The 23521-nt window shown below is 73.2% G+C and carries 25 protein-coding genes; 4 read left to right on the top strand and 21 right to left on the bottom strand.

Features of this window, described 5'->3' with window-relative positions:
- The first annotated feature begins 30 nt into the window (after positions 1-30).
- Complete coding sequence (locus AB0G11_RS47765) at positions 31-1044, top strand: DUF5937 family protein (RefSeq protein ID WP_357593843.1); 1014 nt, start codon at positions 31-33, stop codon at positions 1042-1044.
- 31 nt (positions 1045-1075) lie between these two features.
- Here the strand turns inward: AB0G11_RS47765 and AB0G11_RS47760 are convergent, their stop codons facing one another.
- Positions 1076-2080, bottom strand: a complete 1005-nt coding sequence (locus tag AB0G11_RS47760; RefSeq protein WP_219510952.1) for a helix-turn-helix domain-containing protein — start codon at positions 2078-2080, stop codon at positions 1076-1078.
- A gap of 72 nt (positions 2081-2152) precedes the next feature.
- Between AB0G11_RS47760 and AB0G11_RS47755 the strand changes: the two genes are divergently transcribed.
- Positions 2153-3355 carry an MFS transporter gene (locus tag AB0G11_RS47755; RefSeq protein WP_219510950.1) on the top strand — a complete coding sequence of 401 codons (1203 nt, stop codon included), beginning with the start codon at positions 2153-2155 and terminating at the stop codon, positions 3353-3355.
- 237 nt (positions 3356-3592) lie between these two features.
- Here the strand turns inward: AB0G11_RS47755 and AB0G11_RS47750 are convergent, their stop codons facing one another.
- Positions 3593-4114: a helix-turn-helix domain-containing protein gene (locus AB0G11_RS47750; RefSeq protein WP_357593841.1), complete on the bottom strand. Its 522-nt coding sequence runs from the start codon at positions 4112-4114 to the stop codon at positions 3593-3595.
- A gap of 64 nt (positions 4115-4178) precedes the next feature.
- Between AB0G11_RS47750 and AB0G11_RS47745 the strand changes: the two genes are divergently transcribed.
- Positions 4179-4529: a VOC family protein gene (locus tag AB0G11_RS47745; RefSeq protein ID WP_357593839.1), complete on the top strand. Its 351-nt coding sequence runs from the start codon at positions 4179-4181 to the stop codon at positions 4527-4529.
- Here the strand turns inward: AB0G11_RS47745 and AB0G11_RS47740 are convergent.
- From AB0G11_RS47740 to AB0G11_RS47680, 13 genes are all read right to left on the bottom strand, one after another.
- Positions 4524-5393 carry a GNAT family N-acetyltransferase gene (locus tag AB0G11_RS47740; protein WP_357593838.1) on the bottom strand — a complete coding sequence of 290 codons (870 nt, stop codon included), beginning with the start codon at positions 5391-5393 and terminating at the stop codon, positions 4524-4526. The genes AB0G11_RS47745 and AB0G11_RS47740 overlap by 6 nt on opposite strands.
- Positions 5394-5492: 99 nt before the next feature.
- Complete coding sequence (locus AB0G11_RS47735) at positions 5493-6068, bottom strand: nitroreductase family protein (RefSeq protein ID WP_219518070.1); 576 nt, start codon at positions 6066-6068, stop codon at positions 5493-5495.
- Between the two features lie 144 nt (positions 6069-6212).
- Positions 6213-6902, bottom strand: a complete 690-nt coding sequence (locus tag AB0G11_RS47730) for an aspartate/glutamate racemase family protein (protein WP_357593836.1) — start codon at positions 6900-6902, stop codon at positions 6213-6215.
- Positions 6899-8137: an FAD-dependent oxidoreductase gene (locus AB0G11_RS47725; protein WP_357593834.1), complete on the bottom strand. Its 1239-nt coding sequence runs from the start codon at positions 8135-8137 to the stop codon at positions 6899-6901. The genes AB0G11_RS47730 and AB0G11_RS47725 overlap by 4 nt, the downstream gene beginning before the upstream one ends.
- The gene (locus AB0G11_RS47720; protein ID WP_219518076.1) at positions 8138-9007 is read right to left on the bottom strand and encodes a family 3 encapsulin nanocompartment shell protein; all 870 of its coding nucleotides are present in this window, start codon (positions 9005-9007) and stop codon (positions 8138-8140) included.
- Positions 9004-9840: a methyltransferase domain-containing protein gene (locus tag AB0G11_RS47715; RefSeq protein WP_357593832.1), complete on the bottom strand. Its 837-nt coding sequence runs from the start codon at positions 9838-9840 to the stop codon at positions 9004-9006. Before AB0G11_RS47715 ends, AB0G11_RS47720 begins: the two co-directional genes overlap by 4 nt.
- 13 nt (positions 9841-9853) lie before the next feature.
- A complete protein-coding gene (locus tag AB0G11_RS47710; RefSeq protein ID WP_357593830.1) occupies positions 9854-10675 on the bottom strand; it encodes an SDR family oxidoreductase in 822 nt (273 codons plus the stop codon).
- Positions 10659-11618: a sulfotransferase gene (locus AB0G11_RS47705; RefSeq protein WP_219518083.1), complete on the bottom strand. Its 960-nt coding sequence runs from the start codon at positions 11616-11618 to the stop codon at positions 10659-10661. The genes AB0G11_RS47710 and AB0G11_RS47705 overlap by 17 nt, the downstream gene beginning before the upstream one ends.
- Positions 11619-11628: 10 nt before the next feature.
- Complete coding sequence (locus AB0G11_RS47700) at positions 11629-12765, bottom strand: MFS transporter (RefSeq protein ID WP_357593828.1); 1137 nt, start codon at positions 12763-12765, stop codon at positions 11629-11631.
- Positions 12762-14009 carry an aminotransferase class I/II-fold pyridoxal phosphate-dependent enzyme gene (locus AB0G11_RS47695; RefSeq protein WP_308126208.1) on the bottom strand — a complete coding sequence of 416 codons (1248 nt, stop codon included), beginning with the start codon at positions 14007-14009 and terminating at the stop codon, positions 12762-12764. Before AB0G11_RS47695 ends, AB0G11_RS47700 begins: the two co-directional genes overlap by 4 nt.
- Positions 14010-14254: 245 nt before the next feature.
- Entirely contained in the window at positions 14255-15952 is a 1698-nt protein-coding gene (locus AB0G11_RS47690; protein WP_357593826.1) for a tetratricopeptide repeat protein, read from the bottom strand.
- A gap of 69 nt (positions 15953-16021) precedes the next feature.
- A complete protein-coding gene (locus AB0G11_RS47685) occupies positions 16022-16147 on the bottom strand; it encodes a hypothetical protein (RefSeq protein WP_281427500.1) in 126 nt (41 codons plus the stop codon).
- A 36-nt stretch (positions 16148-16183) separates the two neighbouring features.
- The gene (locus AB0G11_RS47680) at positions 16184-16693 is read right to left on the bottom strand and encodes a helix-turn-helix domain-containing protein (RefSeq protein ID WP_219518087.1); all 510 of its coding nucleotides are present in this window, start codon (positions 16691-16693) and stop codon (positions 16184-16186) included.
- An 83-nt stretch (positions 16694-16776) separates the two neighbouring features.
- Here AB0G11_RS47680 and AB0G11_RS47675 point away from each other — a divergent pair, with 83 nt between their 5' ends.
- Positions 16777-17211 carry a tautomerase family protein gene (locus tag AB0G11_RS47675; protein WP_219518089.1) on the top strand — a complete coding sequence of 145 codons (435 nt, stop codon included), beginning with the start codon at positions 16777-16779 and terminating at the stop codon, positions 17209-17211.
- 57 nt (positions 17212-17268) lie between these two features.
- On the opposite strand, the gene AB0G11_RS47670 is transcribed toward AB0G11_RS47675, so the two are convergent.
- From AB0G11_RS47670 to AB0G11_RS47645, 6 genes are all read right to left on the bottom strand, one after another.
- The gene (locus AB0G11_RS47670; RefSeq protein WP_357593824.1) at positions 17269-18021 is read right to left on the bottom strand and encodes a PIG-L family deacetylase; all 753 of its coding nucleotides are present in this window, start codon (positions 18019-18021) and stop codon (positions 17269-17271) included.
- A gap of 11 nt (positions 18022-18032) precedes the next feature.
- On the bottom strand, positions 18033-19169 hold the full coding sequence (locus tag AB0G11_RS47665; RefSeq protein WP_219518093.1) for an ROK family protein: 1137 nt from the start codon (positions 19167-19169) through the stop codon (positions 18033-18035).
- 2 nt (positions 19170-19171) lie between these two features.
- Positions 19172-20008 carry a carbohydrate ABC transporter permease gene (locus AB0G11_RS47660; protein ID WP_219518094.1) on the bottom strand — a complete coding sequence of 279 codons (837 nt, stop codon included), beginning with the start codon at positions 20006-20008 and terminating at the stop codon, positions 19172-19174.
- Between the two features lies 1 nt (position 20009).
- The gene (locus AB0G11_RS47655) at positions 20010-20891 is read right to left on the bottom strand and encodes a sugar ABC transporter permease (protein ID WP_357593822.1); all 882 of its coding nucleotides are present in this window, start codon (positions 20889-20891) and stop codon (positions 20010-20012) included.
- A gap of 3 nt (positions 20892-20894) precedes the next feature.
- Positions 20895-22322 (bottom strand): N-acetylglucosamine/diacetylchitobiose ABC transporter substrate-binding protein, encoded by a 1428-nt coding sequence (gene ngcE / locus AB0G11_RS47650; RefSeq protein ID WP_357593820.1) that lies wholly within the window; start codon positions 22320-22322, stop codon positions 20895-20897.
- Positions 22323-22412: 90 nt separating this feature from the next.
- Positions 22413-23369 carry a BadF/BadG/BcrA/BcrD ATPase family protein gene (locus AB0G11_RS47645; RefSeq protein ID WP_357593818.1) on the bottom strand — a complete coding sequence of 319 codons (957 nt, stop codon included), beginning with the start codon at positions 23367-23369 and terminating at the stop codon, positions 22413-22415.
- Positions 23370-23521: the final 152 nt, after the last annotated feature.

Here is a 23521-nt window from a genome sequence, read left to right as displayed (position 1 = left end):
GATGGGCGAATTGATGTAGGGTATGGCTACATGGTCATGGTCCCGGGCGGCGGGCTGATCTCGTATGAGCTCGCCGGAATGGACGTCGCCGACGTGCGCTTCGCCGTCTCGCCCGTCAACGAGCTGACGCTGTCCCTGCGCACGTTCCGCGACCCGGGGCGCTATCCCGTCCACCTGCCCTGGCTGCGGCGCACCGAGCGGGTCCGGGCCGGGCTCGACCTGCCCCTGCTCCACGCCCTCACGAACGCGTCCATGTGGTCGCCCGACTACCTGACGCCCCGGCCGTACGCGCCGCTCACCCGCATCGACGACGAGCTCGCCGCCATCGCCCGCGTCCCCCTGGAGCGCATGCTCGACGACCTGCGCGCCCTGCATCCAGGGGAGCTGCCCGAGCCGCTGCGCGGCGACCCGGCCGCCGTGCGCGAGCGCATCACCACGGCGCTGCGCGCGTACTGGCACGCCTGCTTCGCGCCCTGGTGGCCGAGGATGCGCACGGTCCTGCAGGCCGACATCATCCACCGGGCGCAGGTCATCTCGGCGCACGGCCTGGCGGCCATGTTCGCCGGGCTCAGCGAACGCGTCTCCCTCGACGGCGGCGTGGTGCGCGTCCGCCTGACCACCAACGCCGGCTACCGGCGCTCCACCGGCGGCGAGGGGCTCACCCTCGTGCCGACGCTGTTCGGCCGGGGGGTGACCGCGCCCATCTCGCCGGAGGAGCCGCCGCTGATCATGTACGGCACGCGCGGCGCGGGCACGCTCTGGCAGACGGAGACGCACCGCTCCCCCGCGGCGCTCACCGGACTGCTCGGCGCGACCCGCGCGGGCCTGCTGACGACGCTCGCGACCCCGGCCTCCTCCACCGAGCTGGCCGGCCGGCTCGGCGTCACCACCTCGGCCGTCAACCAGCACCTGCGCGCGCTGCGTGACGCCGGCCTGCTCACCAGCGCGCGGCACGGCCGTTCGGTCCTCTACCTGCGCTCCGAGCTCGGCGACGCCCTCGTCGCCGGCGGCTCCGCCCCCGACCCGGAGGACCGCGCCCCGTAGCCGCCCCCGGCCGAGCCTGGTACGGGGCCGGTCAGCGGAAGGCGCGGCGGTAGGCGGCCGGGGTGGTGTTGAGCGCGGCGTGGAAGCGGCGGCGCAGGTTGACCGCCGAGGACAGGCCGACGCGGGCGGCGATCGTCTCCACCGGCAGGTCGGTGTCCTCCAGGAGCGCGCGGGTGGCGGCCAGGCGGCGCTCCAGCAGCCAGCGGGCCGGCGGGACGCCGAGCTGGTCGGCGAACTGGCGGGTGAGCGTGCGCGGGGAGACGCCGGAGAAGGCGGCCATGTCCTCGACGGTGACGGGCTCGGACAGGTGCGCGAGCAGCCATTCCAGCAGCGGCGCGAGGGAGTCCGGCATGGGCCCGGCCGTCGGCAGCGGCGGGTACTGGCGCTGGCAGCCCTCGCGGTGCGGCCCGGCGGCGAGCTGGCGGCCGACGCGCATGGCGTGGGACGCGCCGTGCTCCTGGAGGACCTGGTGGAGGCAGAGGTCCAGGGTGGCGGCCGAGGCCCCGGCGGTGGCGACGTCGCCGTGGTCCACGTAGATGACGGTGTCGTCGGGGACGATGCGGGGGTGGCGCGCGACCAGGTCGGCGGCGAGGTCCCAGTGGACGGAGGCGCGGCGGCCGTCGAGCAGGCCGAGCGCGGCCGGGATGAAGATCCCGGCGCAGACGGCGACGATCCGGCCGCCGCGGGCGTGGACCCCGGCGACGGCGTCGAGCACGGCGGGCGTGGGGGCGACCGTCCAGCTCGCGATGACGACGGTGTCGGCGGTGTCGAGGGCGTCGAGGCCGTGTTCGACGTGGATGGGGGCGCCCAGCGTGGTGGTGAGCGAGCCGGGGCGTTCGGCGCAGAGGCGGAAGCTGTAATGCTGGGGGATCTCGCGTCCCTGGTAGCCGAAGACCGCCGAGGCCGAGGTGACGGGGTAGAGCTCCTGGTTCTCGCCGACGAGGGCGACCACGCGGTGCGGGTCGAGCGGCGGAGGCGGCGGGGGGCAGGCGGGGAGCGTGGCCGAGGGCAGGTCCAGGGGTGGCGCGAGGAGCATGGCGCAAATGTACCCAATGATGTCATCTGGGACACCAGCGCCCTGATCTGGAAATATCCACAATTGTTGCTTATGTGGACGAGGAATTTCACCCTCTATTTCGGCGCCCGGACGATCTCGCTGCTCGGTGACGCCATGATGCCGGTCGCCGCCGCCCTCGCGGTCGGCCAGGTGTACGGCATCGCGGGAGTCGGCTACGTGCTGGCCCTCTGGACCGCCTCCGCCGTCCTCGTCATGCTCTTCGGCGGCGTCCTCGCCGACCGCATCGGCGCCCGTACCGTGATGATCGTCGCGGATCTGCTGCGGATCCTCACCCAGGCCACGGTGGCGGTCGCCTTCCTCGACGGCGCCCCGCCGTACGGCCTGCTGCTGGCGATGGCGTTCCTCTCCGGGATCGGGGCCGGCATGTTCGAGCCCGGCGTCAACGGCATGGTGCCGCTCGTCGCCCGTGACCCGCAGCGGGCCAACGCCACGCTGAAGATCGCCGAGGCCATCACCCAGCTCGCCGGGCCCGCGCTGGCCGGAATCCTGGTGCTCGCCGCCGGCCCGGTGTTCGTGTACGCGCTGGACTCCGGGACGTTCCTGGTCAGCGCCATCTGCCTGCTGCTGGTCCGCGTCACCGTGCCCAGGCCCGAACCCTCGAACGTGCTGGCCGACCTGCGCCGGGGCTGGCACGAGTTCAAGGCCAGGAGCTGGATGTGGTCGGTCATCCTGGTGTGGGTGTTCTGGGGCGTCCTGGTCGTCGGGCCGTCCGTGCCGCTGTCGTCGCAGGTCATCGGCGCCGACTACGGCTGGGTGATGGCCGCGCTCGGCCTCGGCACGGTGATCGGCGGCGTGGTCGCCATCCGGCTGCGCCCGGCCCGGCCGCTGGCCGCCGGGGCGATCGCGCTGATCGGCTACGCGCCGGTGCCGCTGACCGTCGCCCTCGGCGCGCCGCTGCCGACGCTGATGGCGGGCCACGTGATCGGGGGATGCGCGATGGCGTTCTGGTCGGTCATGTGGTCGACCAGCGTGCAGACGCTCGTCGCGCCGGACGTCCTCAACCGGGTCTCCGCCTACCAGGTGGCCGGGTCGGTCGCGGGCATGGCGGTCGGCCAGGCGCTCGCCGGCCCGGCGGCCCTGGTGGTCGAGCCGCAGACCTTCCTGCTGGGCTCGGCGGTGGTGACGGTCGGCGTGTCGGCCGCCCTGCTGCTGATCAGACCGGTACGCGGCCTGCGCCGCCTTTCCGCCCCCACGGACCCCACCGTCCCCGCCGCCGCCACCTCCCCCACCTGACCCGCGCCCTCTCTGACCCCCTGACCCGACCTCGACCAGGGTGGGATGATCAGGGACGTGACGAGCTCGGTTTCGACGCCCTCGAAGTCGTCGCCCGTGTCGATGGGACGCCCCTCACCGAGCTGATCGACAGGTACGAGCTCGGCGCCCGGATGGGCGTGGCCGGTGCCCTGCGGGCGCTGGACGCCCTTCTTCCCTGAGCGGGCGATTCGCCCGACGTCCCGGGCGGCGGGTCCGTCAGGGGGTGTGCGGCCTGAGGGCCGCGAGGGCGGCGCGGGCGTGTTCCGGCTCGGCGCCCTCGGCGACCGCCGCCAGGGCCGCGCGCCAGGCCGCCGCGAGCACGCGGCCCAGCAGCGGCGCCGACGGCAGGTCGCCGCGCCCGAGCAGCTCGGCCAGCCGGTCGCGCTCCGCATCCTGGGGCGGCTCGCCCAGGATGCGCAGGAAGTTCTCGCGTACGGCGAAGTCCAGGCCGACCAGCAGGGCGGCGGTGACGGCCGCCGAGCGGTCCGGCCCGGGCCCCGTGGCCGCCATCGCGCCCTCCATCCGGTCCAGCAGGCGCCGTTCGACGTCGTCCCGGACGAAGGCGTACAGGCCGAGCTTGCTGCCGAAGTGGTGGTAGAGGGCGCCCGTGGTGACCTCGGCCGCCGCCGCCAGGTCGGCGACCGTGACCTCGTCGAAGGGGCGCGCCCCGAACTCCTTGACCGCTGCGAGTACGAGCCTGCCCCTCGGGGAGGTCGATACGGGGATCCATTCGCGCACCCGTACATAATGCCGTTATGGTGAGAGGAAATCCAATTACGTCCGGAATCCGGAAGGATGCGCCGTGAAGCTGGAGTTCCTGTTCGTCCCCACCGCCGACCTGAAGGCGTCGCTCGGCCTCTACCGTGACGGCCTCGGCTTCACCGAGAGCTGGCGCGAGGGCGACGCGACCGTGGCCCTGGCCCTGCCGGGCACCGACGTGCAGCTCATGCTCGACGCCCACGACCCGGCCGCCCCGGTCGGGCCGGTGTTCGTCGTCGAGAGCGTCGAGGCGTTCCACGCCGCCCGCCCGGAGTCGCTGACCGTGGTCGAAGCGCCGTCGGAGATCCCCGGCGGCTTCCAGGCCACCTACCGGGACCCGGGCGGCGCGACCCTCTACGTCATGGACCAGTCCACGGAGCAGAACCCCTCATAGGGGCGGCCGGCACAGGTCCCGGACCTCGGGGAGGCGGTCGAAGCCGGCCGACCCGTAGGTGGCGACGGCGGCGGTGTTGGAGCTGGGGGTGCACACGACCGCGCTGGAGGAGCCCAGCTCGCGCAGCGCCGCGGCGGCGGCGCGGACAATCGCGGCGCCGTGGCCGCGGCCTCGGTGGTCGCGGTGCACGCCCAGCGGTTCGAGCAGGCCGGGCCGGTGCGGGCCGGCCGGCCAGACGGTCACGGCCGCCACCGCGTCGCCCCGCTCGTCGTAGGCGACCAGGCAGCGGGCGCCGGCGTACGGCGAGCCGGCGGCCATCGCGTGCCAGGCCGCCTCCGTGAACGTCGACCCGTCGAACGAGGCCCGCTGGACGGCCACCCGTTCGGGCACCTGATCAGGGGTGACCTCCACCACCCGCACGCCGGGGCCGGGCACCGGCGCGGTGAGGTCGCGGCGCAGCGGCGTCCACGGCTCACCCGCCTGCCAGCCGTCCTCGTCCAGCAGGTCCCTGACCAGGGCGCCCGCCGGCGCCTCGACGCTCGCCGTCCCGGCGGGCAGCACCCCGCGCCCCGGATCGCCGAGGTCCGAGGCCAGTCGGTGGGCCAGCTCGCCGTCGCGCCGGGCGTCCGGCGCTACGGCGAGCCGCAGCAGCCGGGGATGGTCCAGCAGGCCGACGGCGAGGATCCGCCCGCCGCGGCTCCACGTCCGGACGGCCGCGGCCGTCGCCTCCGCGCCGAACCGCCAGAACCAGCCCAGATCCCCCGGATGCAACTGCATCGGCGCGCCCTCGTGCTGCCACGCGCGCAGCACGGCCACGATCCCGTCCAGCCCGCCGGTCCCGGGCTCGCTCAGCTCGATCGTCATGCCGCCGATCACACACCAGCGGACCGGCGGCGGGCACCAGGTTTTCGGCCGGCCCGGCCCGGCAGCCCGGTGTGGCGGCCCGGCTGCCCGGCGCGGCGGTCAGGGGCCGTCGCTGCAGGGGCCGTCGCTCCAGGGGGCGGAGCGGAGTTCGGCGACGCTGCGCCGCCTCCGTACGGGCTGCCCCCGGTCGGCCGGGACGCCGACGGCGGTCATCGTCAGGACGGTCCAGCCGGGGTTCGGGCGCAGCTCGGCCGTCAGGCCGTCCTTGTCGAAGGCGCGGAACTGGTGACAGGTGAGGCCCATCGCCTGGGCCTGCACGGTCAGGTGGGCCACGGCCTGGCCGAGGTCGTAGTCGGCGAACTCCGAGTAGACCAGGTCGGTGTCGTCCACGTGGCGGCGGGCCAGATTCACGATCAGCAGCCCGGCGGCCGGGGCCCACCGCGCCGAGCTGGGGGCGAGGAACCGGGTGACCCGCGCGTGGTCCGGCTCGCCGGGGCGGACCGGGAGGAACGCCCAAGGCTGGGAGTTGCCCGCCGAGGGCGCCCACCGCGCGGCCTCCAGCAGCAGCGCGAGCGTCTCGTCGCCGACGACGCCCGCCGGGTCGAACGCGGACGGGCTGAACCGGTCCGCGAGGAGCGGGTGCAGGCCGAGCCGGAGATCGTGGTCAACGTTCACGCACGTGCACAACTTTCCGGCCCGCCCGTTTATGCCGCACCGGCAGGGGCGGCGGTCCTGCCCGTTCATGCCTCACTGGTAGGGGCGGCGGTCCCGCCCGTTCATGCCTCACCGACAGGGGCGGCGGTCTCGCCCGTTCGTGCCTCATCGGTAGGGGCGGCGGTCGAGGGTGGCGTGGACCATGGTGGTGAGCGTGACGATGTCGAAGACCGGCAGCCCGGTCTCGGCCTGGATCGCGTGCGCGAACGGCACCAGGTCGGTGCACTCGATGAGCAGCGCCCCCATGTCGGGGTTGTCCTTGGCGAGCCGCCGCACCTGGCCGAGCACCTCGCGTTCCAGGCGGTCGGCGTCGAGGGCGTCGCGCCGTCCCTCCAGCATCACCTCGCGGAACTCGGGCTGCTCGGACATCCCGGTCACGCACACCGGCACGTGCTCGCCGCCGATCGCGGCCAGGTGGCGGCCGGTGAGCGCGGGTTCCTTGGCGACGAGCAGGCCGACCTTCTGGTGCGGCATGAGCATGCGGTGGATCATCGGGAGCTGGATCAGGCTGGAGGAGAACAGCGGCACGCCGACCGCCCCGGCGAGCCGTTCCTGGAAGAGCACGAGGAAGCCGCAGGCGCCGGTGACGGCCGCGGCGCCGCGCGCCTCCAGGTTGCGCGCCGCCTCGACGAACGGGTCGAGCAGCCGGGGGTCGGCCTGGGTGACCACCCGTTCCGGCGTCGCGCCCTCGACGACCTCGTAGATCACCGGGAAGCCGAACGTGGCGGGGTTGCGGATGTGTCCGGGGATCTTGGTGAACGTGGTCTCCAGGCAGAGCACGCCGATCGGCTTCACTGGAACCTCCTGCCGTAGCGGAAGGGGGCGGGGTCGAGGTCGGGGGTCTCGCCGGCCAGGAGCTGGGCGAGCAGCTTGCCGCCGACGGGCGCGAGGCCGAGCCCGATGTGCCCGTGCCCGCAGGCCAGCGCCAGGTTCTCGTACGGCTCGGCCCGCCCGATGTACGGGAGGCTGTCGGGGGTGCAGGGACGCAGGCCGCTCCAGGTCTGCGGCGTCGCGGTGGTGTCGAGGGCGGGCAGGTGGTCGCGCACGGTCCGCAGGATGCCGTCCACCCGGCGGCGCGAGATCGTGGTGTCCATGCCGGACAGTTCGAGGGTGCCGCCCAGGCGCAGGCGGTCGCCGAGCGGGGTGATGGCGACCTTGCCCTCGCTGAGCAGCACCGGCCGGCGGGGGGCGCCGCCGGGGCTCTTGAGCGTGACGGAGTAGCCCTTGGCGGGCTGCAGCATGAGCTTCAGCCCCGCCTTGCGGGCGAGGGCCGCGGACCACGCGCCGGCGGCGATGACGACGGTGCCGGGCCGCAGGTCGCCGCGCGAGGTGCGCACCTGCCGGACGCGGCGGCCCGCGACCTCGAGGTCCAGCACGTCGGTGTCCTCCAGCAGCTCGACGCCCATGCCCGCCAGCGTCGCGGCCAGCTCGGTGACGAACTCGGGCACGCGCAGGTAGGCGCCCTCCTCGTTGTAGAGCGCGCCGCTGATGTCGAACTCGACGCCGGGTTCGAGCGTGCTCAGCTCGCCGGGTTCGAGCACGCGCAGCGGCACCCCGGACGCGTTCGCCCGGGAGACCGTGCGGCGGGCCCGGTCGAACCCCTGCGGCGTCCGGAAGGCGATCACCATGCCCCGGGCGGTGAGCGTGTCATCGCCGCACAGCTCCCGCAGGATGGCGAGGCTGCGCTGTTTCATGTCGAGCAGGACGCGGAACGCCTCCCCGGCCGCCCGCTCGGTGCAGCGGCGGCGGAAGCGCCACAGCCAGGCGATCAGCGCCGGGTCGGGGCGCGGCCTGATGAAGAACGGGCTGCGCGGGTCGAGCAGCCAGCGCAGCCCCAGGGCGGGCACGCCGGGCTCGGCCAGGGGGGCGGCGCCCTGCGTGCCGACGAATCCGGTGTTGCCGTGCGAGCACGACTGCGGGCCGCCGATCGGCCCGCGCTCGACCACGGTCACGGTGGCGCCGGCCCTGCGCAGGTAGTAGGCGCAGAACAGGCCGGCGACACCGCCGCCGACGACCAGCACGTCCGGCATCTACAGGCTCACGACGAAGAAGTTGGTCGGCAGGTTGATCACCACGCGCTCGTAGATCTCCGCCATGAGCGCGATGCCGGGCTCGGCGAACGTGCCGGGCGGCGGCTCGGCGAAGCGGATCACCGAGCGTCCGGCGTCGAACAGCAGCGCGCCGTGCCCGAAGTCGCCGACGACGGCCGTGCCCGGCTCGACCAGCCGGGTCCTGACGATGAAGACGCCGTTGCGCTCGACGTCGTCCATCAGGCTGCCCTCGCCCATGAACGTGTAGTAGTCGACGGGGTTGATGATGAGGCCGTCGGCGGTGCCGCCCATCTGCTCGACCTCGTTGCACGCGGCCAGGATCGTCGAGGCGAACGGCCCCTTCGACGTCATGCGGGCGATCCCCGGCAGGTTCAGCAGGCCGCCGGGGCCGCGGATGATCGTGTTGTTCTCGGCCGTGGCGAGGCGGACGATCAGCCGGTAGTTGACGAACGACTCGAACGTCTCCTGGTCCTCCCACAGGCCGGGCGGCACCTGGACCCAGGCGGTCGTGGGGAGCAGCTCGGGCACCTCGGAGCGGTGGAAGCGGCTGGCCGCCTCCCGGCGCACGTCGGCCTCGAACACCTCGGGGTCGCCGGGGGCGGGCGGGCTCTCGTGCCAGTAGTAGCGGCGCGGGTCCCTCGACAGGTCGACGACCTTGAGCATGTTGCGGGCCGGGTAGCGGGGCTTGCGCCGCGAGCTGGTCAGCGAGTCGGTGATGGTCACGTCGTACTCGACGGCCGCCTCCAGCCCCTTGTCGGCGCACGCCTCGGCGAACCTGCGGCCGGGTGACATCTCCTGCTTGCGCTGGGCGACGACCTCGGCCATCGTGCGCTTGATCTCCTGCTTCATGACGTCCTCCGGTGAGGCTTGCGGGCGACGAACACTCCCCAGCCGAACTCGCCCTGGTCGATGGCGACCTGGATCTCGCCGCACGACTCGGCGAAGGCGAGCATCCAGTCCCTGGCCGCGGGGTCCTCGGTGGTCCGCGCGCGCTCGCGGGCGGTCGTGCCCAGCACGCGGTAGGTCTGCCTGATGTGGCTCTCCAGGTTGCGGGCCAGCAGGATCTCGAACCCGCTGCGCTCCAGCTCGGCCTGGTACTCCACCAGCGAGTAGCCGCTGCTCCACCTGACCCGGTCGTAGACGTGCCTGCGGGCCCGTTCGCCGATCTCCTTCTTCGGCTGGAGGAAGTCGGAGAAGGCGAACACGCCGCCGGGCCGCAGCACGCGGAAGATCTCGGCATGGCTGCGCGGCTTGTCGGGCACCAGGAAGAGCGCGTCCTGGCTGACCACGTGGCTGAACGTGCCGTCCTCGTACGGCATGGCGGTGGCGGAGCCGTGCCGGAACTCGATGCCCAGGGCGGGGTCGGCGAGCTGCCTGGCGAACCTGACCCGTTCCAGGCTCAGGTCCAGCCCCTCGCCCCGGCAGCCGTGCCGGGTGGCCAGGTGGATGAGGAAGTTGCCGCAGCCGCAGCCGACGTCCAGCACGTGCGACGAGCCGTCGATGCCCGCCTCGGCCGCCATGAGCTCGGAGGTGCGCTCGGCCGCCGCCCGGTAGTCCTCGTCGTTCTCGCCGGCGAAGTAGCCGGTGTGCAGGACGCCTTCGCTGTCCCAGAAGCTCAGATAGGTCTGCGTGGTCCGGTCGAAGAAGTCGCCGACGTCCTGCTCGGTGTAGGTGGTCGACATCCCTGGGGCTCCTTCAGGTGTTGGTGTCCTTGCGCGTTCGGGTGAGGTGCGGCAGGTCGGGTCCGGTGACGGCGGCGCCGCCGTCGACGGCGTGCACGGCGCCGGTGACGAACGAGGCGCGCTCGCTCGCCAGGAAGGCGGCCACGGCGGCGACCTCCTCGGGGCGGGCCATCCGGCCCAGGGCGCTGTGGTGGCCCATGCGGGCGAGCTGTTCCTCCACGTCGCCGCCGAGGCTCGCGGCCATCCGCTCGATGGGCGGGGTGCGGGCGTGGCCGGGCGCGATCACGTTGACGGTGATCCCGTCGCGGCCGACGTCCGAGGCCAGCGCCTGGGCGAAGCGCAGCAGCGCGGCCCTGGTCACGCCCGAGAGCGCCAGCGGCGGGATCGGCGTGGTGGCCGTCTCGGAGGCCACATAGACGAGCCGCCCCCACCCGGCGGCCTTCAGGTGCGGCAGCGCGGCCAGCGTCAGGTTGACCGCGGGCATCAGCACCTTGTCCACGGCCGCCTGGTAGTCCTCCACCTCGAACCCGGAGGCGGGGCCGATGGGCGGGCTGCCGCCGCTGACGACCACGACGTGGAGGGCGCCAAGCTCGGCGGCGACCGTGCCGACCCACCGGCGGGCGGCCTGCCTGTCGGTGATGTCGACGCCGGTGGCGTGGACGCGCCCGCGCGCCACCCGCTCGATCTCGCGGGCGGCCGACTCCAGCCGGGGCCGGTCGCGGGCGCCGATCGCGACGTGCGCCCCCTCGCGGGCGAGCTCCGCGGCGGTGGCCAGGCCGAGGCCGCTGGAGCCGCCGGCGACGAGCGCGACCTTGCCGTCAAGCCCGAGATCCATGGTTCTCCTTCGGCCGGGCCCCGCCTGCCAGCGTGCCGCCGTAGCTGTAGCCGTAGCGGCTGAAGAGCGGGGTGGCGAGCGTGACGGCGGCGAGCCTGGCGGGCCGGGTGAGGGTGTCCTTCCAGGTGTCGTCGCGGTCGCGGATCACGGTGGCGCCGGTGCGGAAGCGGTCGGGGTTGCCGGTGACGGTGTGGTTGGTGTGCAGCTCGACCGTGCGGTCGCGTACCGGGTTGGGGGCGGGGCCGGCGTCGCAGTGCCGGACGAGGGCGTCGATCGTCGCCTCCGGGTCGGTGGTGAAGTCCTCGTAGCGCAGGAAGAGCGAGCGCTGCGGGAAGCGGCGGGTGATGGCGTGGGAGGCCAGGTTGAACCCGTGCCAGTAGGCGGTGCTCATCCAGGAGGACATGGCGTAGACGTACTGCTTGGGCTGTCTCCAGGAGTGCGCGACGGCGCGCGGGTCGCGCACGAGGTGCACGTAGTAGGGGGTGATGCCGTCCAGGTACGGCAGCAGCGCCGCCTCGCCTGGGATCTTGGTGGTGTCGACGATGACGCGCGAGCCGGTGCGCTCGGCGACGGCGTGGTAGGTGCGGGTCATCAGGTCGGCGTGGGCCCTGATGTCGTCGCCGTCGAGCCCCCGGCCGAGCACCCGCCAGGTGTGCCGGGTGCGCACGCAGGCGCGCTGGCGGCGGATGACGGTGGCGGCGAAGTCGGCCAGTGGGAGCCCGCCGGGGTTGCCGAGCGGCAGGATCCGCGACCAGATCGGGCACTCGGTGAGCGCGCTGCCGCAGCCGCACAGGTTGTTCACGCCCAGGCCGGCGCCGTTCTTCCAGAGGAAGTGCAGCTCGCCGACGTGGAAGAAGCCGGGGATCTCGTTGAGGACGTTGCCGATGATGGTGCTGCCGTTGCGGCACCAGCCGGTGACGCAGAGGACCTTGATCGTGTCCACGCTCTCTCCTTCAGCTCGTGGGCGCGGGCAGCGTGACGGGCCGGCGTACGCACAGGCCCACGCCGACGGCCGCCACGGCGCAGGCCGCGCCCACCAGGAAGACGGCCGGGTAGCCGAGCCCGCCCGCGACCACGCCGATGAGCGGCCCCCACACGGCCAGCCCAAGGTCCCAGAAGGACGTGTACGCGCCGAGCGCGGCGCCCTGTTTGGCCGGGTCGGTGCGGTTCATGACCATGAGGGCGAGCGACGGGTGCAGCAGGGAGAAGCCGACGCCCATCACCACGCCGCCGAGCACGGCCAGCGGCAGGTTCGGCGCCACCGCGATGATCACCAGCCCGGCGGCCTCGCCCGCGCCGCACCAGATCACCATCCGGCGCGGGCCCACCCGGTCGGGCAGGTGGCCGATGACCAGCCGGGTGCTCGCGTAGACCAGGCTGAACCCGCTGAGCACGGCCACGCCGGAGCCGATGCCGCGCGCCTGGAGGTGCAGCACCACGAAGGCGGCCAGGCCCGCGTACCCGGCGGCGGCCAGCGCCAGGGCGGTGCCGGGCAGCAGCGCGGGCCGCAGCAGCAGGCCGCCGCCGCTCGCCCGGTCGGGCCGGGCGGGGGCGGGCGCCGAGCTCACCAGGGCGAGCGCGATCACCCCCATGCCGATGCTGAACGCCCACACCGTCCCGTAGCCGTGGCTCGACAGCGCGGCGCCGAGGAACGTCCCGGCCGCGATGCCGCCCCACATGCTGACGCCGTACAGGCCGACAAGCTGGCCGCGCCGGTTGTGCGGCGCGAGCGAGACCGTCCAGACGGCCCCGGCGGTGAACAGCGCGGCCTCGCCGACGCCGAGCAGCAGGCGGTCGGCGACCAGGCCCGCGACGCCGATCGGGGCGTAGTAGAGCGCGCCTCCCACGGCCACGATCAGCGCCCCGGCCTGCATGACGCGGCGGTGCCCGTACCTGTCGGCCAGGTGTCCCGCCACCGGCCTGACCAGCAGCGCCGTCAGCGCGGTCGCCATGACGACGACGCCGACGGTGAAGCCGGTGGAGCCGTACCTGTCGGTGACGAAGCTCGGCAGCACCGGGATCGCGGCGGCCAGGCCCACGTAACCGGCGAACAGGCCGCCGAAGATGCCGGCGAGGGCGCGTGGCCTCACGAGCCCGCCACCTTGCGCACGGCCTCGATCAGGTGGTCGCAGTCCTCCACCGACAGCGACGACGACAGCGGCACGTCCACGGCCTCCCGCAGGTAGCGGGTGGTGCGGGGCAGCAGCGCCTGGATCGAGGCCACGTCCTGGCCGCGGAACAGGAAGCGCCAGTTCCAGAAGACGCGCACGTTGGTGTCGCGGTCGGAGCCGAGGTTGCGCGCGCCGACGCCCTCATGGCACAGCGCGTCGGCGAACCAGCCGGCGTCGCCGCCGGGCACCCGGAAGATGAACGCCTCGCCCAGGAACGCGCCGGGCGCGACCGGCCGGCGCACGGCGATCCCCGGCACGTCCTTGAGCGCCTCCGACACGTAGGTGTAGTTGTCGTGGAAGCACTTCAGGCGCAGCGGCAGCCGGTCCAGCTCCGAGCGCAGCAGCGCCGCGCGGATCTCGTCCATGCGGAAGCTGAGCAGCGGCAGGTCCAGGTCGGTGTCGATGGGCGGGTCGCCGCCGGGGAAGTGCCGCTTCAGCCGGCCCTCGTACGCGCCGGACAGCACGACGGCGCGGGCGAACAGCTCGCTGTCGTCGGTGACGAGGAAGCCGCCCTCGCCGCAGTTGAGCGACTTGTCGGACTGGGTGCTGAACCCGCCGGCCAGGCCGAACGTGCCGAGCTTGCGCCCGTCCAGCTCGGCGCCGAGGGCGGGCACGGCGTCCTCGAACACCGGCACGCCCTTCTCGGCGGCGAACGCGGTCACGGCCGCCATGTCGGCGGCGAAGCCCCGCATGTGCACCACGAGGATCGCCTTGATCTCCGGGTTCCAGCGGGCGCGCAGGTCGTCGAGGTCGAGGTGCAGGTCCTCGTCCACCTCGACGAGGAACGGCGTGCAGCCGGCCAGCACGATGGCGCTCGGGGTGGCGACGAACGTGAAGCCTGGGCAGGCGATGAGCGAGCCGGGCGGGATGCCGGCCGCCATGATGGACAGCGCGATCGCGGTGGTGCCGCTGGAGACGGCCAGGGCGTGCCTGGTGCCGAAGTAGCGCGACAGCTCGGCCTCTAATCGGCCGCACTCGGTCTCTTGCTGGGGTCGGTAGTCGTAGCGGAAGTACAGATGGCTGCGGATCGCGCGGAGCGCGGCTTCCTCGTCCTCGCGGTGAACGAAGACTGCCCCCTTGTCGTACGTCGGCCAGGGGTCGTGCCGTACCGGGTCGCCGCCGTTGATGGCCAGGCGTGCGGAACCGTCCCTCTCGCTCTGCACCGTATGCTCCTCGACATCGGCTTGATGGAGTTCTCGGGGGTGGGTGAACGGTCGGCCTTCTGTGGACGTGCATGCGGCTTTTCGAGGAGCGCGAGAGTGCCCGGCGATCGTCCGGGAAGCCGCGCGGCGGGGCTCGGAACCCCGTGGCGCCCGCGCTGTTGATCAAGCTGGGTACGAATTCTCCCTGGATGTTCTCCGAGGGAACCGATCATGTCAACGGTTTCGTCAAGAGTGTCCAGGGCCGGTCAGCGGGCCGCCTCGCGGCGGCAGCGGGCCAGCTCCGCACGCAGGTCGCCGCGCAGCCCGCGGTCCAGACCGGGCTGGGACAGCGCGTCGGTGAAGTCGCGGGCGGCCTCGTCCCAGCGGCCGAGCCGCATGAGCGCCATGCCGCGGTTGTAGCGCGGCACCGGCGCAGCCGACAGCGCCACGGCCCGGTCCAGGTCGGCCACGGCGGCCGCCGCGTCCCCGCGTTCGAAGCGGACGGCCGCCCGGTTCGTCCAGGCTTCGACGAGGTCCGGGTCGCCCTCCAGGGCGCGGGTGAGCAGGGCGTCGGCCTCGTCGTGGCTGCCGCGCTCCGAGCGGATGAGCCCGAGCGTGCACAGCAGCGCGGGCTCGTGCGGGGCCAGCTCCAGCCCGGCGCGCGCGCCTTCCTCGGCCGCGTCCAGCAGGCCGGTCTCCAGTTGGAGGTTGACCAGGGCGATCCGGGCGTCGAGGTGGCCGGGGGCGACGGCGAGCGCCCGCTGGAGGTCGTCGCGCGCCCGGTCGAGGCGGCCGCGTTCCTGTTCGAGCACGGCCCGGTTGTAGTACGCCTCCGGCAGGTGCGGGCCGAGGCGGATCGCGGCGTCGTAGTCCTTGATCGCGGCCCGGGCGCGGCCGGCGGCGCGGTGCAGGGCGGCCCGGTCGGCGTAGTACTCGCAGTTGCCGGGGTCCTGTTCGATCACGGTGTCGAGGTCGGCCAGGGCGCGGGCCGGGTCGCGCAGGGCGAGGTGCACCTGGGCCCGGTTGTGCAGCAGCCGGGCCGTGTGCTGCGGCAGCTCGCCGGGGGCGAGCACGGCTGACAGCCTGGCCAGGCCGTCGTCGACCAGGCGCAGCGCGCGGGCGGGCTCGCCGGCCTTGGCGTGCAGGAGCGCCACGCCCTGCTCGTAGAAGACGGTGGAGACGACCCGCTCGCGCGGGTCGTCCAGGGTCGCGGCGAGGCTCAGCGCCCGCTCCAGCCAGTGGAGTGCCCGCTGCGGGTCCTGGGCGGCGCCGGGCAGGTGCCGGGCGTGGAGCATGGCCGTGGAGTACGCGGCCGACATGAGGATCCTGGTGTCGCCGGTCGCCGCCCGCGCCTCGTCGTAGAGCTCCAGGGCCTCGGCGGCCCGGTCCAGGGCGGCCAGCGCGGTGGCCAGGCCGGTGGTGAACGACCACCAGTGCCGCAGGTCGCCCCCCGGGCTCACGAGCTCACGGCCGCGCCGGGCGACGCGCGCCGCGTGGTGGTAGAAGCCGCGCGCCAGGCTGTCGCCCAGGGCGGTGCGCAACGCGTCCGGCGCCGGGTCCGTGACGGGTGGCGGGTCGCCGCCGTCGCGCAGGTCCAGGCGCAGCGCCGGGACGTCCCTGTGGGCCAGCGCGGCCAGGAGCTCGGCGGTGGTCTCGTCGGCGCCGGCCACGTGGTCGAAGCGTACCGTGACCGGTTGCCGGAGGGCGCCGGCCCAGGCCGCCACGAGCTCGGCCGCCCCGTACGCCAGGAAGGCGGTGCGGCGGGCCGGGTGGAACCTGATCGGCTCCTCCTCCGCTGCCGGGCGGGCGGCGCGGCCGAGCCACGGGGCGATGGCGTGCAGCTCGACCTCGTGCCGCGCGGCGAGCTTGGGACGCTCCCCAGCGATCCGGGCGAGGAACCGCGCGACCCCGGCGTACGGCCCGTGAGCGCGATGGCAGTCGTAGCGGTGCGGCTCCGTGCTCACCGGTGTGCTGGTCTCCCTAGGCCGGTCCGGGCAGGGGCGGGCGCCCGGGGACGCCCGCCGGGGTGGCTGCTACCAGCACCACTCGAACCAGATCCGGCGGGCGCCGGCCAGCAGGCGAAGGTCACTCTTCCGGCGAATGGTCATCTTCTTCATGAGCGCCTCCAGGTTGATCACTTCCGGGACTGCCCAGAGCATAAGCATGGAGATCCCGAAATATGAAGATCTTGAGGGTCATGATTCTTCCGGCGCGAGGCCGCTGCGGCGGGCCAGCACCCGGGTGCCGGGGCCGGAGGCGGCGCCCGGGCCCGGCAGGGCCGTCACGTCGGTGGCCGTCACCGGCTGCCCGCACTCCGAGCAGCAGACCCGGGGCGTGAACCGGGCGCCGCACGCGTCGTGCTCCAGCAGCACCGGCGGGCCGCCCGCCGGGGTCGCCCACTTGTCGCCCCAGGCCATCAGCGCCATCAGCACGGGCACGAGCTCGCGCCCGGCCTCGGTGAGGTGGTAGGCGTGGCGCGGCGGGCGCTCCTGGTAGGCGCGGCGCTCCACGATGCCGTCGGCGATCAGGGCCTCCAGCCGCCGGGTGAGCAGGTTGCGCGAGACGCCGAGGTTCTCGGCGATGTCGTCGAACCGGTGCAGGCCGAGGTGGATGTCCCGCAGGATCAGCGGCGTCCACCATTCGCCGACCCGTTCCAGGGACTGCCCGATCGAGCAGTGCATCTCCGCGAAGCTGGTCCGTTGCATGCTCCCCAGCATAGTGGGTTGCTTGATTGAACTCACTGCCGTTACATTGCGGGCGACAGAGAGTTCAATGAAAGGACTTACCCATGCCGTTCGTGGAGCTGTTCGTCCCCAAGGGCTCGCTCGACCAGGAGCGCCGCGAGAAGATCGGAGGGCGGCTGGTGTCCGAGGTGATGATCGCCGAGGGCGCCCCCGACAACGAGGTCGCCCGGTCCATCTCCTGGCTCGTGGTGAACGAGGTCGACGCCTGGTTCATCGGCGGGCGCGAGCTGCCCGCCGGGGAGAAGCCGCGCTACGTGGTGCGCGTCGGGGTCCCGGCCGGCTCGCTCACCGACGACAAGCGCCTCGACATCGTCCAGCGCGTCACACGGGTGCTGGCGGACGCCGACCCGGAGCCTGAGCGGTTCGGCCGGGCCACCTCCGCCTGGGTGCACATCAACGAGATCCCCGAGGGCAACTGGGGCGCGGGTGGGGAGATCGTCCGCCTGGAGAACATCGCGGCCCTGGTCACCCGCGGCTAGCCGGCCGGAGGCGGCCGGGCACGGACCGCCCGGCCGCCGTCGTCGCAGCCGGTGGGGTCAGCGCTCGCCGGCGAGGAGGCGCGCGATCTCGTCCTGGCCTGCCTGCCTGCCGTAGCCGGCGAACTGGAACGTCTCCGGGCCGACGAACTCCGCCCAGTGCTCGCGGACGAAGGCCCGGCCCGCCTCGGCGTCACCCCGCTCCGGCGCCTTGTCGAGGAAGCCCCGCTGCCACGGCGCGAACTCCAGGAACTGCGAGGCATGGGCCAGGCACGCGTCCAGCTTGGCCGTCAGCACCGGGGCCACGTCCACCACCACGTCCGCCCGGTGCACCGGGGCCGAGGCGTAGTCGGTCATCAGCAGGCACACCGGCATCCGCGTCAGGGGCGGCTTGCCCACCTCCAGGTTGCGCGTCATCGCGAACTCGACGGCCTGCTCGGCCAGCAGCCCGGCCGCCCGGTTGTCCGGATGGCCGCTCCCGTCGGCGTGCAGGGCGATCACCAGGTCCGGCCGCCAGCCACGCACCTGCGCCAGCACGCGCAGCCGCATCTCCAGGCTCGGCTCCAGCATGCCGTCGTGCACGTCGTGGAAGATCTCGTAGTCGATCACGCCGAGCGCGTCGGCCGCCCGGAACGCCTCCTCCGCGCGGCGGCGGGCCAGCGGGCCGCGTTCCATCTCGTGGTGCCCGGCGTCACCGTTGGTGAGCGTCAGGAACTTCACCGCGTGCCCGGCCCGTGCCAGCAGCGCGGCGGTGCCGCCCGCGTAGATCTCGGGCTCGTCGGGGTGAGCGGCGATCACGAGGGTTCTCAACATCAGCGTTTTCCTTAGGGATGGGATTCGCCGGTACGGCCTGCCGTACCGGCTTGGAAGACCCGCTCGCGGGTCAGGTCCAGGGCGTAGCACAGCGCGCCGTCGAGGACGGCGTTGCCGTCGACGGCGCTCAGCGCGACGGTGACGGGCACCAGGGGGGTTTCGGCCAGGCGGCCGGCGACCAGGGCCCGGAGCGGTTCGCCGCCCGCGATGCACAGCGGGCCGGCCAGCACCACCAGGCCGGGGTCGAGCACGCCGATGGCGGCGCTCACACCGAGCGCGACCCGGGCGGCCACGTCGGACAGGAACCGCGGATCGGCCTCGCGCAGCGCCCGGCCGGCGCCGTCGAGGGTCGGCTCGGCCGTCACCCCGTGCGCGGCGGCGAGCGCGGCCAGCGGTTCGGCGCCGAGCAGCGCGCCCAGCGGGCCGCCGTCGTGGCCGTAGACGCGGCCCTTGCTGACCGGGTCGGGCACGATGACGGAGCCGACCTCGCCGCCGCGCCCGGTGACGCCGCGCCAGACGGTGCCGTCCAGCACCGCCCCGGCGCCGACGCCGGCGCCCACCCAGAACAGCACGAAGCTGTCGTCCTGGTGCTCCTGCTGCTCGCGGATGGCGACGAGGTTGACGTCGTTCTCCAGGCGCACGTGGCCGGGCAGGTCGTCGAGCCCGGTCCAGCCGGCGAGCTGGACGGCCTGGCGCAGCCGCCGCCCCTCGGCCTCGACGATGCCCGGGACCCCCACCACGACCTGGTCGAGCTCGTCCAGGCGGAAGCCGGCCGCGGCCAGCGTCTCCTCCAGCAGCAGCCGCGCGTCGCCGGTCGCCTCGGTGCGGTGGCCGCCCAGGACGCGGCCGGTCAGGTCGGCGACGGACACCTCGATCGACCGCGTCGTGAGGTCGACGCCCGCCACCCGGGCGGCCGAGCCGTCCAGCGCCCACATCTGCGCGGCGGGCCCGGCGTTGCCCGGCTTGTGGCCGGCTTTCCTGGCCAGCCCGCTGTTCTCCAGCCTGCGCAGCACCTCGGCGGCCGACGCCTTCGACAGGCCGGTGTGCGTCTCCAGTTCGGCGCGGGTCAGCGCGCCGTGCTCCAGGAGCAGGGTGAGCGCGGTGCGTTCGTTGAGTGTGCGGAAGACGGTGGGGTTTCCCGTGGACATGCCTACTTCAGCGCTCCTGATGTCAGCCCGGACTGGATGTGTCGCTGGAAGACGATATAGATCAGCACCACGGGGAGCACGGTCATGCTCAGCGCCGCGAACAGCCCGGGCCAGTCGGCTTCGTAGCCGGCGATGGTCGAGATGTCGGCGATGCCCTGGGTGATGACCCACAGGTCCTTGTCCCCCGGCAGCAGCACCAGCGGGATCAGATACTGGTTCCACTGGCCGAGCACGTTGAAGATGGTCAGGCTGACCAGGGCGGGCTTGGCCATGGGCAGCATCACCTGGAAGAACGTGCGCGTGTGCGAGGCGCCGTCGATCATGGCCGCCTCCGCGACCGCGTCCGGCAGCGCCCGGAAGAACGACGTCAGGAAGAACACGGTGAACGGCAGCGAGTACGCGACGTACACCAGGACCAGGCCGAGGTGCGTGTTGAGCAGCCCGAGCCCGTCGACCACGAAGAACAGCGGGACCAGCGCCAGGAAGACGGGAAAGGCCATGCCGGAGACGAACAGGTAGTACACCAGCCGGTTGCCGGGGAAGCGGTAGCGCGCCAGCACGTAGGCGGCCATGGAGCTGAGCAGCATGGTGCCGGCCACGCCGAAGAAGACCACGATGACGGTGTTGAGCAGGTAGCGGCCGACGTTGGCACGTTCCCAGGCCCGCGCCCAGTTGTCCCAGCGCAGCTCGCCCGGCAGTTGCAGGGCGTCGCCGAAGATCTCGGCGTTGCTCTTGAACGAGGCCAGCAGGGTCCACAGCAGCGGGGCGACGATGAGCAGCGCCCAGAGCGCCAGGACGAGCTGGATGCCGACCTGGTGGATGCGGATTTTTCGCAACATTTCAGTACACGACCTTTTCGCGGCGGGTGACCCGCATCGTCAGCGCGGCGAACGTGAGCGTCAGGAAGAACAGCGCCACACCCAGCGCCGAGGCGTACCCGAACCGCGAGTAGCCGAAGGCGTTCTTGTAGATCTCGGTGGCCAGCACGCTCGTCGCCCCGTCCGGCCCGCCCTGCTCCATCGACAGCACGTTGACCAGCGCGAAGGCGTCGAACGCGGCGATCCCCAGATAGACCCAGGCGACCTGGACGGTGTCCCACACCAGCGGCAGCGTGATGGAGAAGAACGTGCGCAGCCGCCCCGCGCCGTCCAGCGCGGCCGCCTCGAACACTTCGCGAGGGATGGCCGCCATGCCGGCCGAGAACAGCACCACGTAGAACCCGACCGCCTGCCACACCATCACCGCGATGATCGACCACAGCGCCAGGTTCTGGTCCGTCAGCCAGCCGACCGGCTCGATCCCGAGCCTGGCCAGCCCGCCGTTGATCACGCCGCTGGCGTCCGGCCGGTAGACGGCCTTGAACAGCACGCCGACCACGGCCACCGCCAGCACCTGCGGCAGGAAGAAGATCACCCGGTAGACCCGCGACCCGGGCGTGCCCGCCGAGTCGCTGAGCAGGTAGGCGAAGGCCAGGCCCAGCGCGATCGTCAGCACCGGCAGCGTGACCAGGAGCACCGCGTGGTTGCGGACGGCCTGCCAGAAGGTGTCGTCGCCGAACATCCGCTCGAAGTTGTCCAGCCCGACGAAGTTCAGGTTCGCCGACACCCCGCGCCAGTCGGTCAGCGCGATCTGGAACGCCTGCGCGTACGGGCTGATCACGAAGACCAGGTAGAGCGCCACGGGCAGGAGGAGGAAGCCCGCGACGAAGCCGTGCCGCCGCACGGCTCAGACGCTCCTGGACTGCTTGGCGATCGCCGAGTCGGCCTTGAGCGCGTCGGCCTTCTTCTGCATGTTCGCGCAGAACTCCTTGGGCGTGATGCGCCCGGACATCACCGAGTTCGTCTGGACCTGGCCGTGGTCGAACAGCTCCTTGTACCAGCCCTCGAAGCGGATGTCGGTGATGATGTCCGTGCCGGCCGCCTCCTGGGCCTTGGCCGCGCTGCGCACCGCCGAGGTCAGCTCCAGGCCGTCGACGACGCCGTTGACGACGGTGAGGTTCTTGGTCATCTCGGTGTAGCCGCGCGCGCCCTCCCGCGACAGCATCATGCGCAGGTACTCCAGGCCGCCCTGCGGGTTCGCGCCCTTGGCGGCCACGAAGAACGCCTCGCTCACGCCGACCATGATCGCCTCGTACGGCATGGCGTCGGCGGCGGTGATGCTGGGCACCGGCGCGATCGCGTACTCGAACGACTCGGGCCGGTCCTTGGCCATCTCGTTCTCCAGCCAGGAGCCGCACGGGTAGAACAGCACCTCGTCCTTCAGGTGCTTGACCTGCGTCTGGGTGTGGTCGAGGCCGAAGTACGCCTTGTCGCCGAAGTCGCGCTGGACCTGGGCCCAGGCGGCGACCGCCTGCCGGACGGGCTCGGCCTGCCAGGCGCCGTCGGCCAGGTTGTCGATGTCGATGATCACCTTGTTGCCGCCGATCTTGGCGGCGCTGTAGACGAGGTTCCACAGCTGATAGAAGGGGCCGACCTGGCCCGGGTAGGCGAACAGCGCGATCCCGGCCTTCTTCGCCTCCTCGCCCAGGGCGTTGAACTCGGCCCAGGTCCGGGGCACCTGCCAGCCGCGCTTGTCGAACAGCTTGGCGTTGTACCAGAGCGCGCGGTGGGCGACCGTGTACTGCAGCACCCGGGGCACGCCGTCGATCAGGGAGTTCTCGTACACCCCGCCGACGAGCGTGTCACGGACCTTCTTGGCCGGGTCGGCGAGCGAGGGCGCCTCGAACAGCGGCGTCAGGTCGGCCAGGTGCCCTTCGGCGACCAGCGACTGCAGGTCGAGCGCCTCGGGGCCGGAGTTGTTGACCACGTCGGGCGCGTCGCCGCTGATGAACCGGGGGCGGAGCTGGGTGCCGACCTTCTGCGTCGGCACGTGGTTGATCTTGGCCTTGGGGTACGCCTTGCTGTAGAGGGCCTCGTGCAGATCGGTGGCGTACCCGTCGCCGTTGCCGCCGCTGAAGATCACCACTTCGAGCGGCCTGGCCGCGTCCACCCCGAGGGGGTTGGCCGCCGACGTGGGCGCGGCCGGGGACGCCGCGACGGGACCGGCGGATCGGCTGGTGGCGCACGCGCTGAGCAGCCCGGCGCCGGGGCCCGCCGCGAGGGCGGTGAGTCCGATCCGTCGAAGAACCTCACGTCGGCTGGGGGTCGTGGACATGGGTGGCTCCTTACCGCTAACCGTCCGGATACTTTCCAGACGGTTAGCGGCTGACTATAGGTTCACGCCCTCGGGCACGTCAACCATCCGTCAGAAGGAGGCCCGCAGCCGCGCCTCGGCGGCCTCGCCAGCACCCACGCGGTCCAGCGCGTTCAGCGCCGCGCCGACGATCGGCGGCTGCCGCGGGATCACCTGCTTGGCCAGCGGCGCCCGCTCCCCGAACCGCTCGTCGAGCATCCTCGACAGCAGCGGGATCCGCGCGCGCAGCACTCCCCCGCCGAGCACCACCTCGGTCGGCGTCCGCAGCAGCCCGAGGCGGCGCAGGCACACCTCCGCCATGACCACGACCTCGTCGGCCAGCCGGGTCACCAGGCCGAGGGCGATCCCGTCCCCCGCCTCGGCCGCCTCGAACACGGCCGGCGCGAACCGCGTGAGCCGTTCGGCGGGGATCCGCCCGACGTGCAGGCCGATCACCGCCTCCTCGACCGTCCGCGTGCCGAAGTGCGCCGCGATCGCCGGGGTCAGCGCGGTCGGCGCGCCCCGGCCGTCCTCGCCCCGGACGGCGTGCCACAGCGCCTCCTCGGACAGGCCGCCGCCGCCTCCCCAATCGCCGCTGAGCTTGCCCAGCGACGGGAAGCGCGCGACCTCGCCCGCCGGCGACACGCCCACCGCGTTGATGCCGGCGCCGCACACCACCGCGACGCCGCTCGGCCCGGACGCGCCCGAACGCAGCAGCGCGAAGCTGTCGTTGGCGACGACGACCTCGCCCGCCGTCCCGCGCGCGCGGAACTCGGCCGCCAGCGCCTCCTCCTCGACCGGCAGGTCCGCCCCCGCCAGGTAGGCGGTCAGCAGGTCCGCGTACGGCGGGGCCGCGTCCGGGCCCAGCGCCTGCCGGATCGCCTCCTCCACGACGTCCACGGCCGCCGCCACGCCCTGGCTCTGCGGCAGGAACGCCCCGGCCGACCCTCTGGCCAGCACCGTCCCGCCCGGGTCGAGCACCACGACGTCCGTCTTGCTGTTGCCGCCGTCGACCGCGATGATCACCACGACAGGTACCCGCCGTTCGCCTCCAGCAGCAGCCCGGTCAGCTCGGCCGACAGATGCTCCTGGCCGATCAGCGGGTGGGCGAGCAGCGCGTCACGCACCCGGTCCGCGCCGCCGTGCAGCGCCGCGTCCAGGGCCAGTTCCTCGTACGCGGA

Origin of the sequence: Nonomuraea sp. NPDC023979, from assembly GCF_040639085.1 — a bacterium.
Taxonomy (GTDB): domain Bacteria; phylum Actinomycetota; class Actinomycetes; order Streptosporangiales; family Streptosporangiaceae; genus Nonomuraea; species Nonomuraea ceibae.
This window is presented reverse-complemented; position numbering and strand designations above follow the sequence as displayed.

Bases quoted from the DNA above. Each gene is read 5' to 3' on its own strand.
- AB0G11_RS47765 (WP_357593843.1), top strand. From the start codon at position 31: ATGGTCATGGTCCCGGGCGGCGGGCTGATCTCGTATGAGCTCGCCGGA.
- AB0G11_RS47760 (WP_219510952.1), bottom strand. From the start codon at position 2,080: ATGCTCCTCGCGCCACCCCTGGACCTGCCCTCGGCCACGCTCCCCGCC.
- AB0G11_RS47755 (WP_219510950.1), top strand. From the start codon at position 2,153: ATGTGGACGAGGAATTTCACCCTCTATTTCGGCGCCCGGACGATCTCG.
- AB0G11_RS47740 (WP_357593838.1), bottom strand. From the start codon at position 5,393: ATGACGATCGAGCTGAGCGAGCCCGGGACCGGCGGGCTGGACGGGATC.
- AB0G11_RS47725 (WP_357593834.1), bottom strand. From the start codon at position 8,137: ATGCCGGACGTGCTGGTCGTCGGCGGCGGTGTCGCCGGCCTGTTCTGC.
- AB0G11_RS47720 (WP_219518076.1), bottom strand. From the start codon at position 9,007: ATGAAGCAGGAGATCAAGCGCACGATGGCCGAGGTCGTCGCCCAGCGC.
- AB0G11_RS47715 (WP_357593832.1), bottom strand. From the start codon at position 9,840: ATGTCGACCACCTACACCGAGCAGGACGTCGGCGACTTCTTCGACCGG.
- AB0G11_RS47710 (WP_357593830.1), bottom strand. From the start codon at position 10,675: ATGGATCTCGGGCTTGACGGCAAGGTCGCGCTCGTCGCCGGCGGCTCC.
- AB0G11_RS47685 (WP_281427500.1), bottom strand. From the start codon at position 16,147: ATGCTCTGGGCAGTCCCGGAAGTGATCAACCTGGAGGCGCTCATGAAG.
- AB0G11_RS47680 (WP_219518087.1), bottom strand. From the start codon at position 16,693: ATGCAACGGACCAGCTTCGCGGAGATGCACTGCTCGATCGGGCAGTCC.
- AB0G11_RS47675 (WP_219518089.1), top strand. From the start codon at position 16,777: ATGCCGTTCGTGGAGCTGTTCGTCCCCAAGGGCTCGCTCGACCAGGAG.
- AB0G11_RS47670 (WP_357593824.1), bottom strand. From the start codon at position 18,021: ATGTTGAGAACCCTCGTGATCGCCGCTCACCCCGACGAGCCCGAGATC.
- AB0G11_RS47665 (WP_219518093.1), bottom strand. From the start codon at position 19,169: ATGTCCACGGGAAACCCCACCGTCTTCCGCACACTCAACGAACGCACC.
- AB0G11_RS47660 (WP_219518094.1), bottom strand. From the start codon at position 20,008: ATGTTGCGAAAAATCCGCATCCACCAGGTCGGCATCCAGCTCGTCCTG.
- ngcE (WP_357593820.1), bottom strand. From the start codon at position 22,322: ATGTCCACGACCCCCAGCCGACGTGAGGTTCTTCGACGGATCGGACTC.